General features: G+C 54.3%; 13 protein-coding genes. 9 read left to right on the forward strand and 4 right to left on the reverse strand.

The features are described 5' to 3' along the window. Positions 1-182 precede the first annotated feature (182 nt). From ACFFT4_RS27540 to ACFFT4_RS27555, 4 genes are all read left to right on the forward strand, one after another. Positions 183-521, forward strand: a complete 339-nt coding sequence (locus ACFFT4_RS27540; RefSeq protein WP_378052273.1) for a VOC family protein — start codon at positions 183-185, stop codon at positions 519-521. Between the two features lie 35 nt (positions 522-556). Further along, entirely contained in the window at positions 557-973 is a 417-nt protein-coding gene (locus ACFFT4_RS27545) for a hypothetical protein (protein ID WP_378052274.1), read from the forward strand. A 261-nt stretch (positions 974-1,234) separates the two neighbouring features. After that, positions 1,235-1,540 (forward strand): hypothetical protein, encoded by a 306-nt coding sequence (locus ACFFT4_RS27550; RefSeq protein WP_378052275.1) that lies wholly within the window; start codon positions 1,235-1,237, stop codon positions 1,538-1,540. Between the two features lie 26 nt (positions 1,541-1,566). Further along, positions 1,567-1,917, forward strand: a complete 351-nt coding sequence (locus ACFFT4_RS27555) for a VOC family protein (protein ID WP_378052276.1) — start codon at positions 1,567-1,569, stop codon at positions 1,915-1,917. Positions 1,918-1,932: 15 nt separating this feature from the next. Here the strand turns inward: ACFFT4_RS27555 and ACFFT4_RS27560 are convergent, their stop codons facing one another. Both ACFFT4_RS27560 and ACFFT4_RS27565 read right to left on the reverse strand, forming a co-directional pair. Beyond that, positions 1,933-2,460, reverse strand: a complete 528-nt coding sequence (locus tag ACFFT4_RS27560) for a GrpB family protein (protein ID WP_378052278.1) — start codon at positions 2,458-2,460, stop codon at positions 1,933-1,935. A gap of 194 nt (positions 2,461-2,654) precedes the next feature. Continuing rightward, positions 2,655-2,738 carry a putative holin-like toxin gene (locus ACFFT4_RS27565; protein ID WP_378052402.1) on the reverse strand — a complete coding sequence of 28 codons (84 nt, stop codon included), beginning with the start codon at positions 2,736-2,738 and terminating at the stop codon, positions 2,655-2,657. A 354-nt stretch (positions 2,739-3,092) separates the two neighbouring features. Between ACFFT4_RS27565 and ACFFT4_RS27570 the strand changes: the two genes are divergently transcribed. Together ACFFT4_RS27570 and dhaK are read left to right on the forward strand one after the other, a co-directional pair. Further along, positions 3,093-3,893, forward strand: coding sequence for a TatD family hydrolase (locus tag ACFFT4_RS27570; protein WP_378052279.1), 801 nt, complete (start codon positions 3,093-3,095; stop codon positions 3,891-3,893). A gap of 64 nt (positions 3,894-3,957) precedes the next feature. Beyond that, entirely contained in the window at positions 3,958-5,739 is a 1,782-nt protein-coding gene (dhaK, locus tag ACFFT4_RS27575; RefSeq protein ID WP_378052281.1) for a dihydroxyacetone kinase subunit DhaK, read from the forward strand. Between the two features lie 211 nt (positions 5,740-5,950). Here dhaK and ACFFT4_RS27580 read toward each other — a convergent pair whose 3' ends face one another. Beyond that, the gene (locus tag ACFFT4_RS27580; RefSeq protein ID WP_378052402.1) at positions 5,951-6,034 is read right to left on the reverse strand and encodes a putative holin-like toxin; all 84 of its coding nucleotides are present in this window, start codon (positions 6,032-6,034) and stop codon (positions 5,951-5,953) included. A 244-nt stretch (positions 6,035-6,278) separates the two neighbouring features. On the opposite strand from ACFFT4_RS27580, the gene hxlA reads away from it, so the two are divergent. The 3 genes from hxlA (at position 6,279) to ACFFT4_RS27595 (ending at position 7,962) form a co-directional block, all read left to right on the forward strand. Continuing rightward, on the forward strand, positions 6,279-6,911 hold the full coding sequence (hxlA, locus tag ACFFT4_RS27585) for a 3-hexulose-6-phosphate synthase (protein WP_378052282.1): 633 nt from the start codon (positions 6,279-6,281) through the stop codon (positions 6,909-6,911). Positions 6,912-6,916: 5 nt separating this feature from the next. Continuing rightward, a complete protein-coding gene (hxlB, locus tag ACFFT4_RS27590; protein ID WP_378052283.1) occupies positions 6,917-7,474 on the forward strand; it encodes a 6-phospho-3-hexuloisomerase in 558 nt (185 codons plus the stop codon). Positions 7,475-7,578: 104 nt separating this feature from the next. After that, positions 7,579-7,962, forward strand: coding sequence for a winged helix-turn-helix transcriptional regulator (locus ACFFT4_RS27595; RefSeq protein ID WP_378052284.1), 384 nt, complete (start codon positions 7,579-7,581; stop codon positions 7,960-7,962). 150 nt (positions 7,963-8,112) lie between these two features. On the opposite strand, the gene ACFFT4_RS27600 is transcribed toward ACFFT4_RS27595, so the two are convergent. Beyond that, positions 8,113-13,599, reverse strand: coding sequence for a discoidin domain-containing protein (locus tag ACFFT4_RS27600; RefSeq protein WP_378052285.1), 5,487 nt, complete (start codon positions 13,597-13,599; stop codon positions 8,113-8,115). Positions 13,600-13,632 lie beyond the last annotated feature (33 nt).

Below are 13,632 nucleotides of genomic sequence, written 5' to 3' on the forward strand. Positions count from 1 at the left end.
AATCGCTTAAGCCTTCATTTCACAGATTTATCTAAAACATTAAAGCAATGTGACGGATACCGTAGCTAACATTTATAAATATTAATCCGATAAGATCCAAACATTCGCACTTGCATGTATGTAATAAAATGATTGTGAACGAGTTTGAATCCATTATAAATGAGGAAAGGGTGGAATGAAGAATGAAGCTTAATCACCTTAATCTCACGGTAACAGATGTTCCGGCTGCTCGAAAGTTCCTGGAAATGTATTTTAATATGGTGTGCGCAGGAAGCCGAAAGGACAGCTTTGCGGCTATGTTCGATGACGATGGTTTCGTACTTACTCTAATGAAGGGCGGAGAGGTTCATTATCCGAAAACCTTCCATATCGGATTTCCCCAGGAAAATGAAGAGCAGGTGGACAAGATCAATCAGCGGCTAAAGGAGGACGGTTATGAGGTAAATCCTCCACAGCACGCCCACGGTTATACGTTCTATGTTAAGGCTCCTGGAGGATTTACCGTCGAAGTGCTCTGTTAATGGGAGGAAGAACTATGTAAGATGGATAGAGGATAATGGTGTTTTCAATGAATTTTTATGGAGGAAAACGAACCGTGAAAAATCGTATTTCAGTAATCCCGAACGCAAAGAAGAAGATTGGCTTGGTCGTTCTTTGTGTGGCACTGGCTTGTATTCTGACGGTTGGAGTTGTTATAGCTGGGACAGATGCACCGCAGCAATCGGCTCGGCCAGGAGTAGCCATCACGGCTTCTGAGAGTGATAACGACAGCATTACAGAAGTAACCCACTTTCTAGAGCTGCTGCGTCGCTCCGCCTTTAGCGACAGACCTAACGCAAATGCGCCGGCAAATTCAATACAACCTCAGGCGGTTGTCGCGCCTGCCAATAGCGAAAGAGATACGGATAATGAAGTCGTCCGATTTCTAGAAATGTTACAGCAGCAAGGGAATGTGGAGCATCAAGCGGAGTAGAGAATCAAACAAATAAGAGCAAGACACAGGCTTCCTTTAGCCCTATGTCTTGCTCTTATTTGCGTGCTCAATCTTTTTTTCGCGTCTTCTCATCATTTTGAGCCCAATTAATTTAATATAATTAAAATTACTTTATTTTACTTCTTGTTGAATACTCTATCTGTCACGGCTGGTATAAAAGATTGATAATGGATTTAAAGAAGTGATATTCCTTGTGCAATCGGAGACTGAAAATGTTTGTTTACGGGGAGAGATGAGATCATGGAATTTCCGTCATGGTTCCAGAGCGCGATTCAGGAACGGCTGGATGACGTCTCCGCTCGAATCCTGTGTCATCCGGAGCTGAGAAAACACCGGGAGGAGGAGAAGAGAGCGTTCGAGGAACTGTTTTCCTGGGAGGATGTAACGCAATGTCCCGAGTTTATGGAATGGGAGGACAGGCACCATTACTGCCGAGGACTGGAGAATGAGCGGTTATATTTGCAGGGGATGCGCGACGGCGCGAGGCTGGCGATTGCGCTGATGTCCGATCCGTTTGCGGGGCAAGAAATGGAGGGCTTGGAATGAATATCAGCCGATAAGATCATCTGGTTTTGACTGTCGCGAATCTCGATACGACATGCGATTTCTATTCACGTGTTTTAGGAATGAAGGTTGTTGCTTTTGGCGAAGGAAGAAAGGCGCTACGTTTTGGACAGCAAAAGATCAACCTGCACGAAGTAGGCAAGGAATTTGAACCCAAAGCAAAATCGCCCATGTCCGGTACTGGGGATTTATGTTTTATAACCGATGTTCAAATCACCGATGTCATTCGTCATTTGGAGGATTGTAAAGTCATAATTGAAGAAGGGCCTGTAATTAGAACGGGAGCACTGGGAGCGATAATATCCGTTTATGTAAGAGATCCGGACGGGAATTTGATAGAAGTCTCCAATTATCGCTAAGCAGCGCCGCCTGCTTCATCGTCTATTTTTTTCAGAAAACCCTATCATTGCTTTCTTCATAATTTCGTTGCAGAAGGCTTCTTTGCCGGCTTGATAGAGATGAACATTATCCGGTGATTGTTCGGCCAGATGCAGCTTCAATTCTCCGTACGCTTTCGCCTCCTCGGGATGATTCGAGAGGTATTGTTTGAAGTTCAAATGATACTCGATGTTGAGATTTCCGACTTCGTAGATATGTACGTGATGGGTTCTATGTTCTCCGCCTTTTGGAAAGTAGCGACGGCCAATAATTCCTTGTTCACCTCGCGGGATATAACCCATGGAAATCATTTGCTCGTTGTAGTCGCCTACTCGGTTAATATTTTTAACAACAATTAGAATATCAATAATTGGCTTTGCAAATCCAATCTGAGGGACGGAAGTGCTTCCGATATGATGAATTTCGAGCAACTCGTTCGAGAATATAGGCCGTAATAATTTTTCTTCTTTACGGTATAATTCATGCCAGTCTTTCGTCCAAGGAGCAAGGTCGGGTCTTCTCAAATGTACACCTCATTCATTCGTTAAATGGGTGAAAATTATCTGTTTACAGAATAAATCACCGTGGTATACTTTAGAGAGATGTAATTGTTAAAGGAGCCGTGCGTCAACACGACTCCCCGCAACAGCCGCTTTTAAGGGCGACAGGCTTTCGGATATACGGTCAGAAATAAACCGCGACCTTTGGCGAGGGCGGTTTATTTCCTTTTATGGAATGAAAGTATAAGTACGACGAGTGTCGCGAATGAAATCATTAGCGTCAAAGCGTCCTTAACCTCCATGGCATCACCTCCCTTCCGGGAGATTTGCCTGCCGCCCTCAAAGCCTATACTGTTGTAGTCAGATTATACCATATTTTGTTGATAGGGCGGCGAATGTGTCGCTCTTTTTTGTTATCATTGAAATATAAAAGAGAGGCCGAGAGCTAGGGCGTGTATGCAAACCCGCTCAGGGGCATCTATCACCGCCTTTTCGCCCCCTGCTTCGTCATTTTTGCTTGACGTACCCCCGGTACGCCTTCACAAAAGTTCCTTGCATGGAACGAAAATTCGGCAATATCTGCTGTCCTCGGAGTATGCATACACGCCCTAGGAATAGCATTCCAAAAACGACCTGTGAAAAGGGGACCTTGAATTATGGATCATTCAATCGTGGATATTGGCGTTAATTTGATGCATCGTTCCTTTAATGGAGATCGGGAACAGGTGGTCGAGAGAGCGATAGCCAATCAGGTTACCCCTCTTATTGTAACAGGAACAAGCTTGAGGAACAGTATGGAAGCTGCGCGTTATGCCGGACGTTACCCGGGAAAGCTGTATGCGACTGCGGGAGTGCATCCTCACGATGCCAAGAGCTGCAGCGAAGAGACGATCGCGAAGCTGAAAGAGCTGGCGGCATTACCGCAGGTGGCGGCCATCGGGGAATGCGGTCTGGACTACAACCGGGATTTCTCGCCGCGAGACGTGCAGAGGAAATGGTTTGCCGAGCAAGTCCGTGTGGCGAATGAACTGAACATGCCGTTGTTTCTGCATGAGCGGGAGGCATTTTCGGATTTTATTACTATTCTTAAGGAACATTCGGTGCAAAAAGCAGTCGTCCATTGTTTTACGGGGACCTATTCTGAGCTAAAGGTATACCTGCAAATGGGCTTCTACATTGGGATCACCGGCTGGATTTGCGATGAACGGCGGGGCAAGCATCTGAGAGAGCTTGTTCGCACGATTCCGCTTAATCGGCTTATGATCGAGACGGACGCACCGTACCTGACCCCGCGGGATTTAAAGGAAAAGCCGGCGGATGGACGGAACGAGCCGGCTTTCCTTCCGCACATTCTGCAGGCCGTAGCACGATGTATCGGCAGACCTGCGGATGAGGTCGCTAAGGCAACGACGGAAACGGCGGCGGAGTTTTTTTATCCTGAAGCGCCTGCACTATAATGCAGGTATTAACGCTAGGCATTCTATTGGGCTTCATCCAGGTTCGAATGAGGAGGCGGCGCAAGTGAAAAAGATCATGAACAAACCCGAAAATCTCGTGGTGGAAATGTGCAACGGAATGGTGATGGCGCATCCGGAACTGGAGTTTCTGAAAAAGTATAAAATCATGAAGAAAAAAGCAATCAATGAACAGAAAGTCAGTCTGATCAGCGGCGGCGGAAGCGGACATGAACCGGCTCATGCGGGATTTGTGGGGAAAGGCATGCTGGATGCCGCGGTATGCGGCGACGTATTCGCTTCTCCTTCGCAGATCCAGGTGTATCATGCCATCAAGGCAAGCGCCGGACGCAAAGGCGTTCTGATGATTGTTAAAAACTACAGCGGCGATATAATGAATTTCAAAAACGGCGCGGCATTGGCACAAGAAGAAGGCATCCAGGTCGATTACGTTCGGGTGGATGACGATATCGCAGTCGAAGACAGCTTATATACGGTAGGGCGCCGCGGCGTTGCGGGAACCGTGCTCGTTCATAAAATCGCCGGGGCTGCGGCGGAGGAGGGCAGAGAACTCGGGCAGGTGAAGGCAGCAGCGGAAAAAGCGGTCGCAAACGTACGAAGCATTGGCGTCGCCCTTACATCCTGTACCGTTCCCGCCAAGGGATCGCCTACGTTCGCGCTGGGCGAAGACGAGATCGAATATGGGATCGGCATTCATGGGGAGCCGGGAATTCGCCGGGAAAAGATGATCTCCGCCGACGAATTGGCGGCACGAATGACGAATGACGTTCTAAAGGATTTGGGAATAGATGGAGATGAAACGACGGAAATTGCAGTCCTGATCAACGGTTTTGGAGCAACGCCTCTGCAAGAGCTTTATCTCCTCAATCATGCGGTCATGGGGGAAATGCATCGCAGGAAGATTAGCGTTTGCAGAACCTTCGTCGGCAATTATATGACGAGCCTCGATATGGCGGGAGTTTCGTTGAGCGTAATGAGACTGGACGAAGAGCTTAAGGGGCTGTTGTTTGAAGAATGTACGACTCCGGCATTCAAAGTGGAAGGACCGGTAGAGCGTGTCGACTATGTCGATATGATCGAGAGCAACGAAGAGGAGCCGGTTTCCTTTGAGCCGGAGACCCTGGAAGAACATGCGATCATCAAGGATAATGTACTTTCTTTAGCCAACCTGATCTATCTGGTCGATAAAATGAGCGAAGTCATTATCAAAAATGAAGTGCCGTTCTGTGAACTGGATTCGCATGCGGGAGACGGGGATTTCGGCATGAGTCTCGCCAAAGGATTTAAACAGCTCAAGCGGGAGTGGAGCGAGATCCTGAGCCGTCCTCAATTAAACATCGGAACGTTCCTTCATGATTGCTCAATGGTCATTATGGAATATTGCGGCGGGGCCTCCGGTCCAATCTGGGGTTCGGCCTTCCGCGCGGCGGGTAAAGCCGTCGACGGTAAACTTGAATTGTCTGTCGGAGAGTTTGCCCACATGCTGCAGGCTGCCGTCAATGGAATACAAGCTATAGGAGAACGTTCCTTCGGGAGGGGAGCGGTAGTCGGCGATAAAACGCTTATAGACGCGCTGGTGCCTTGCGTTCAGTCGTGGTTGGCAAGCGAAGCGGCGGGCGATCATTTCAAGACCGCTTTCGAGAAAGGCGCGGCGGCGGCTGTCGAAGGGGCGGAAAAGACCCGGGGAATCGTGGCTCGAATGGGACGCGCCGGCACTGTAGGAGAAAGAAGCTTGGGCTTTCCCGATGCTGGAGCTTACGGTCTGGGCGTTATTTTCACTGAGCTTGCCCGTTCTCTGAAATTAGAAAGGGATTTAAGGAAGAATTAGGGAGCGGTTGGGACGTGGAGCCGTGCGGGGAAAAGGTGTGCTAGAAATTATCTGTTTACAGAATAAGTCATCGTGGTATACTTTAAAAAGAGATGTAAATGATTAAAGGAGCCGTGCGTCAACACGACTCCCCACAACAGCCGCTTTTAAGGGCGGTAGGCTGAAGAATTAGGTTGCAGGAATAGACCGTTAACCTTTGGTAGAGGGCGGTCTATTTCCTTTTATGGAATGAAAGTATAAGTACGACGAGTGTCGCAAATGAGATCATTAGCGTCAAAGCGTCCTTAACCTCCATGGCATCACCTCCCTTCCGGGAGATTTTGCCTACCGCCCTCAAAGCCTATACTGTTGTAGTCAGATTATACCATATCTTGTTGATAGAGCGGCAAGTGCGCCGCTCTTTTTGTCGTATTTAACCTGCTTATCGGTATCGTCCAGGTAACTACCCCACGGCAAAGTGCCTACTTCCTAAAATAAAATGATGGCTCTACAATAGGCTAGTGTTGGACAACAATCATTTTCGAGGAGAGATTATTCCTATGGAACTTCAATTGGCGCTGGATCTTGTAGATATTCCGGGAGCAAAACAAGTGGTTGCGGAAGTGGCTGAGCATATAGATATCGTCGAAATCGGCACGCCGGTCGTGATTAACGAAGGATTGAGAGCGGTGAAGGAAATCAAGGAAGCATTTCCGTCTTTGCGCGTTCTGGCCGACCTGAAAATTATGGACGCCGGCGGATACGAGGTCATGAAGGCATCGGAAGCGGGAGCGGACATTATTACCGTGCTTGGAGCGTCGGATGATACGACAATCCGCGGCGCCGTCGAGGAAGCCAGAAAACAAAACAAAAAAATTATGGTCGACATGATCAACGTGAAGGACATTGAAGGCAGAGCCCAAGAAATCGACGCGCTTGGCGTGGATTACATCTGCGTTCACTCCGGTTACGACCACCAGGCGGCGGGCAAAAACTCTTTCGAAGAGCTTGCGGCGATCAAACGCGTCGTTAAGCAGGCGAAAACGGCGATTGCAGGCGGCATTAAGCTGAGCACGCTCCCGGAGGTCATTAAGGCCAATCCGGACCTGGTGATTGTCGGCGGCGGCATTACCGGACAAGAGGATAAGAAGGCGGCCGCGGCTGAAATGAAGCGACTGGTTAGTCAGGCCTAATCGTTATGGACACGGTAAAATATGCAGCCGAGATCGTCAAGGAGCTTCAGCGCTCGGTGGAACGGATCGCGGATGCGCAAGCCGAAGCGTTGGCCGATATCATTTTGCGATCTGACAAGGTGTTTGTAGCCGGCGCCGGAAGATCGGGTTTGATGGGACGGGCATTCGCCATGCGGCTGATGCACGCCGGCCTGAACGCCTATGTGGTGGGGGAAACGGTAACTCCCGGCATCGACAAGGGCGACGTCCTGATCATCGGCACGGGCTCGGGAGAAACCAGAAGCCTGATCCCCATGGCCCAGAAAGCGAAAAGTCTAGGCGCCGCCGTCGCTGCGGTCACGATCTCTCCCGAGTCAACGATCGGACAGTTGGCGGACGCTCTGGTGAACCTGCCGGGAGCGACCAAGGATCAAGCAAGCGGCGGACATGCGACCCTCCAGCCAATGGCTTCATTGTTCGAGCAGACTTTGTTGATCTTTTACGACGCCGTCGTGCTCAGGATCATGGAAAAGAAGGGACTGGACTCCGACCGGATGTTCGGCAGACACGCCAACCTGGAGTAGACCGATCTCAAGCCGATTTCCCGGAAGTCCTCGCCGTTCTCGGCGAGGGCTTTCTTTTATCCGGTATAGATGCTTGTGATATACTACCGTAGGAGGGATGGAAGATGGCTTATGAAGTGAAAGACCGCATCGATCTGACGACGATTAATTGCGAGAAGGAATTGACGCTGGCCGTTATCGGAGGCAAGTGGAAATTAATCATTTTGTGGCATCTGGGGTTGGAGGGCACGAAACGGTTCAGCGAGTTGAAAAAAATGATCCCCCACATCACTCAAAAAATGTTGACTCATCAGCTGCGCGAATTGGAAGAGGATCGGTTGATCTTCCGCAAAGTATATCCCGTGGTTCCGCCGCGGGTGGAATATTCGTTAACCGAATACGGCGAAAGTCTTATGCCTGTCTTGAAAATGATGTACAACTGGGGGAAAAATTACGGGGAACAGGTCATCTGGAAAGACGGGCGAGATCGGCAGGGGACTGTAGTATAGCCGCTGTGAAACGTGGCGGGAGGGAGCCGCATAAGCTCTATTCGGCTGGAATCGTCAATATGGTCCCTCCCGCAGGGAGCGAAAAGGGAAAGAAGCCGTTCCGCAGGCCATTTGGGCTGTGCGGAGCGGCTTCTTCTCATCTGGCGAGGCTTAAGGAACCAGCAATGCCGATGCATATTGAGCGTACCACCGAACGAGGTAGTCGTTCGGGTGGTTGACGTTGTTGGCGGTCATGTCGAGGAAGTCTTTATGCTGCAGCAATTCCCGATGAACGCCGGTCATGTCCATGACCACGGTGCCGTCGTACGTGTTCGCGAGATTGTCGAGCACCACCTTGTAGTCCGCCTGGTTGCCCGCCAATACGGTGGAGCAAGCCGCGTCCGAACAGACGCCTTCCCGCGCCAGCGTCGTGGCGACGAGGATGAATTCCGCGTCGGCGTTGACGGCGAGCACGTCGTCCATGATCGACTTGACGTTGCCCTCGAAAGCGGCCGGAGATACTTGGTAAGTACCGTCGTTCATGCCGAAGGCGATAATGACGAGATCGGGATGATCCGCCGCGATCAAGCTGGAATTCGCCGCCCCCCAGGCGGACACCTGACCGCCGACAGACTTGTTCGCCAGCGTGACGTCGCTGCCGAACGCCTCGCTCAGCTGCCGGACGAACAAGCGGCCCCAGCTCGGCATGTAAGGCGTGCCGCCCGAATAGCCGGAAGCGTTGCTGCCTACGGAGATGCTGTCCCCGAGCAAGGCGACCCGGAGCGGTGAACCTGCGGTCAGTTTGGCGGACGTATTCGGCAGGTCGGCTCCCGCATATTGCGGAACGACGCCGCCCCAAGGCTCGGACTTCGTGTACGTGACGGCCAACTGCCTGCGTGTAATGTCCGTACCCTCCCGGTACAGAATGTAGCCGGAGCCCTGTCGATACATCGCCCAGCCGGATTGATAGGCTGTCGGATACAACTCGCTTGTCGTCATGAAGCCGGCTTTCGTTCTGGGCAGCAGCTTCAGCTTGCCGGAAGCCGAATCGTACGTCCAGTCGATTCCTTCAATATACTCCGTTCCGAGCGACGCGTCTTTGATCGATACGATATCGAGCGGTGTATAGTGCAGCTTCGCTTCCGGCTGACCGCCGTCGTGCGAGACGAACATAACCGACTCGTTGTAGATCGTGTTCGAGGACCAGAGCGGCGTCATCGCTTCGCTCTCGTCGTACCCGGTCCGGGCGCTGCTGTCGGCGTCGACCTTGACGTAGTCGAGCTCGATCGTGCCGCTGGAGGCGGTGTTCGCCGGGGCTAGCCGCAATTGCCGGATGACGCCCTTCCATTCCGGCACTGCGGACAGATCGACGATATACTCGGTATAGCCGTCGTCGTTCGGACGGATGTCGAACGATTGGTATTTGACCAGATCCCACGTAGTGTCGTCGTCCCTCAGCCAATACAACTCGGCGGAGTCGTCCGCCGTGTTGTTTTTCATGCTGATTTTGACGTAAGCGTAACGGGAAGCATCGATGGCGAGGTTGTCCGGAGAGTGCAAGTACGGGTCCGCTCCGGTCACCGTTAAGTAATACGTATCGGAATAGATATAGCCGGACAGGCTTTGCATCAGTGTCCAACCTTGCGCGTTGCCCGGGCTGAAGCTCGAATAGTAGGCCGAGCCCGGCGCGGGATCTTCCGGATCGCCGTACACGGCGAGCTCATTGAGCTGGTTCGTGCCGTCGCCGCTATAGGACGATTTCATATAGAGCCGAATATAACGCGCCGTCGCCTCCCCGACGCCGAGGACAGTTCGGCCCTGCGTCAAGTAGCCGGCAGATAGCCGGTCGTAATGGATACCGTCAGCCGAGCCCAGCACGATGACTTCGGCGGGACCGAGCGGATAAGCACCCATCCGCGAATCGACTGCGATCGCCCGCACGTTCCGCACTGTGCCTAGATCGGCCGTAATCGTCTGAGGCTGGCTTTCGGAAGGCTCCGTCCCGACATAGAAGCCGGAGCCGTTATCGTACACGCCGTCGTCGACGCGGCTCGGCCCATGGGGTGCGACTTCGGACGAGGCGGCTACCGAGGCGATCGGCAGACGATTGTCGCTGCCCGGGACGATCGGTCCGAAAAACTCCGTCTCCCGAATCTGCACGCTGCCCGTATCGTAGCCGGACTTGAACAGCAGCTTCACGAACCGCGCGTCCGTCCGGCCGAAGGACCGGCTCTGAGCGGCGTTGGCCGCAGTGTAGTCGGCCACCTTCGTATAACGGATTCCGTCTGCGGACACCAGAATTTCCGTGTCCTTATTCCCATAATTCTCCCTTGGCAAAATGCGGACCATGCCGAGTGTGCGAAGACTGCCCAGATCGTAGACGAGCCACTGGGGATTGGCGGAGGCAGCCGGCTTGCCGCTTACCCAGAAGCCCTCCTCCGGCAAATCCTTCACCCCGTCCAGCGTCTTGGCCGGATTGTAGGCGTAGTAGCTTAGCGTACTGGAAGCTTGCACCGTTGCCGCCGCAATTTCTTTGTAGTCGTCCTCTTTGGCCCCGGTCGCATAGACGGCCATCTCGGCAATGCCCGTGTCGCTCCAGCCGTAGGACGAGCGGATGTTCAGCTTGACGTAACGCGCCTCGGTCGGCTTGAACGTATGCAGCTGTCCGCCGTTCGCGCTTGTCGCCGTATACGCGAAGCTGTAGCTGCTGCCGTCCGTGGACAGCAGAATGTCGATATCCTTCGGCCCTTCATTCGGCACGGGCTGAATTTCGACCCGGTTGACGCGATGGCTCGTGCCCAAATCGTAGACGATCGACTGAGGCGCCGGTTCGGTCGGATAAGCCCCGCTGCGCCAGTACGTGTCCTCCCGCAAATCGTGGACGTTCGAGACCGGGGAGCCAGCCCCCTGCGAGGAGGCGGTGGCGCTGGCCGGAGCGATCCGCTTGGCATCGTCCTCGGATTCCGGTCCGTACAGCTGCAGCTCCCGAATCTGCACGGTGCCGTCCGGAGAATATGAGGAGGTGACGTACAGCTTAACGAACTGCGCCCGCATCGGCCGCTCGAAAGAGACGACCTTGCGTTCGTCGGGCAGCGTTCCGTTCCATACGTCCGTATAGCTTGTTCCGTCGCTCGACACCGAGACCGTCGCGTTCTTCGGTCCGAAGCCTTGGCGCGGCTCGATGACGACGGCGTGAACAGCCCGTTCCTTGCCGACATTGGCGATGATCGTCTGAACGGCGGTCGGCGTGCCGGCCCAGAAGCCGTGGTCTTCGCCGCCGATCATGCCGTCGATCATATTCTCGCGCGGGTAATCTCCGTGCTGATTCGTCGTCTGCACGTCGTAGATGGGGATCGGACTTGCCGACCGGTAGTGCGTGACGTCTGCCGGAAGAGTGACCGTCGTCGCGATCGCGTCGGTCATCGTATCGCGCGCGCCGGGAGAGCCGACGGACGGATTTCCGTAATACTTGGTGAACTGCAGCACCTCGGCGCTGCCAGCCAGCGAGGGGGAGAACTCGATCCGCTGCTGAACGCCGCCTGCTTCGTCATATTGGGAATCCATCAGGTTTTTGCCGCTGTAGGAAACGACGAGCTTGCTGCCGCTGGCCGCATCGGTGCCCGTATAGGCGGCCGCAACGGTCGGTTCGAACCGAATAGGCCGCGCGACGCCTGCCGAATCTGCGAAGTCGGACAAGATGTTCGGCATGATCTCGTTAAAGAAGGCGTTGTTCTGTACGCGAGTCGTCGTGAACAGCACGCTGCCCGAGCCGTACGGATACTCGACGACGAGCGCGTTGCCGTCGCCGTCCTCCACGACCGGAACGGCTCCCGCCGCCAGCGAGACGAAGGCCTTGTCGATCGCGGGCAGCTCGCCCTCGTCGGCCGTCGTCAGCGAGGCGAGCCAAGCCGGTTTGCTATCGGCAACGCGCCATTCCCGGCTGGCCGTCGATGCCGCCGCTGTGCCGCCGCTGAGGCCCAGGCTCCAGTTCGCAGGATCGGACGGGGCCGAAGCGACGAGGCGCCGGTCTTCGTCGATCTGATACGTGAGCGCGCCTTCCCCGAACGTAACCAGCCTGCCTCCAGCCTGCACCCATGCTTTGATTTTGTCGCCGACCGATTCCAGCGTGACGGTGCTCGACGTATTCGGCACGATCAGCACCTTGTAGCGGCTCAAAATATCGTCCAGAATAAGCTGCTCGTCCACGACGTCCGGCGTGGTCAAATAGCGGGCCCACGAAGCGTATGCGCCGTAGGCGCCGTGCGTCATCTCGGCATCGTAGACGAGGCTGACGTCGCGGTTCGTCTTGTCGCCGCCCCGATACCAGGACGAATAGTGCGATTGGAAGAAGGCGACCTCGCTCGGCTCGTAATCGGGCCGATATTGCTTAACCGTTTCGTTCAGGCTTTTCCAGTAATAATAGTCCTTCGTCTTCTCGAAGCCGCCCGTCCAGGAGGCGGTGCCCCAATCGAAGCCCTTGAACAGCCACTCCACGTAGGCGTAGTGCATCGTATCGGCGCCCGACATTAACAGATTGGCCGCGTTCTGCCGCTGCTGATTGTACGAGACGGACGGGATGCCGCCGTCGCCTTCTCCCCAGATTTTGACGCCGTAATGGCTGCCGATCGTCGTGCTGTGGCGCATAGAGCTCAAGTTCTCATTGTTCGTGTCGTCGAAAAAGGCGGGATGCCCGCCGCTGGCTAACAGCTTGAGCAAATCGGCCGTGGACGCCGAGAAGGCGGCGGAGTTCGGATTGGAGCCCATCTTGGCGCCGCCGATCTTAATGCCGAGCGGTTTGGACGTCGCGCTCTTGGCCGTTGAGAGCCATCTCTCCATGACGTCGTAGAGGAACGTATGACGCCAGGTCACAAAGTCCGACCAACTCTGCCGCAGATCCACCTCGCCCTCCCCGAGAGAATAGTCCGGCAGCGGAGGGTGAACGTCGCCCCAGACGGTATACGAGGAGCTCCATGCCGCATTCAGCGCGGCTACGCTCGGATAGACGGTCTGAAGATAGGAGCGGAAGGCCGATTTGGCATGCGAGTCGTAGCTGTAAAACTTCGGGCTAGCGTAATTGTCGGTCAGCATCTCCACTTCCCCGTAGTAGCCTGGCCCGTCAATATAGAACCCGTAAACGCCGTCGTCTCCGTCGTAATGAGCGACTACCGCTTCGATAAAGCTGTCGTAGCCGTTTTGCAGCGCGGGAACATAGACGTTGAAGCGATTCGGGAGAATCGAGCCGTCCTCCGCCACATAATCGGCATAATACTCCGGCCACCAGTCCTGCCGGAACGAGCCGTTCAGCGTCACCTCGAGCACGACCCGGATGCCTTTCGCCTCCCAGCGGTCGATCTGCGCGTCGAGCAGGGAGAAGTCGTACGTGCCTTTGGCGCTCATGACGCCGTCGCCTCCGGGATTCGGATGCGCCAGCGGGTCGTTGGCCACCGCCTTCAGCTCCACGACGTCGACGCCCGCGTCGGCTACGTCCTGAATGGCCGAATCCGGGAAGCTCCACATGTCCGGAATGGCGGCGAGCAGTCCGATCCGCGGCTCGGCGGACGAGGACGCCGCCGGTCCGCCTTCGGCAAGCGCCGCTTGCGCGCCGAGCGGAAGCCAGACGATGGAAGCGAGCATACCCGCAGCGATCGTTTTTTTCATTGTCATTTTCCTCCTTCGATCCGATTGTTGTAA

The organism is Cohnella cellulosilytica (genome assembly GCF_042431195.1).
Taxonomy (GTDB): Bacteria; Bacillota; Bacilli; order Paenibacillales; family Paenibacillaceae; genus Cohnella; species Cohnella cellulosilytica.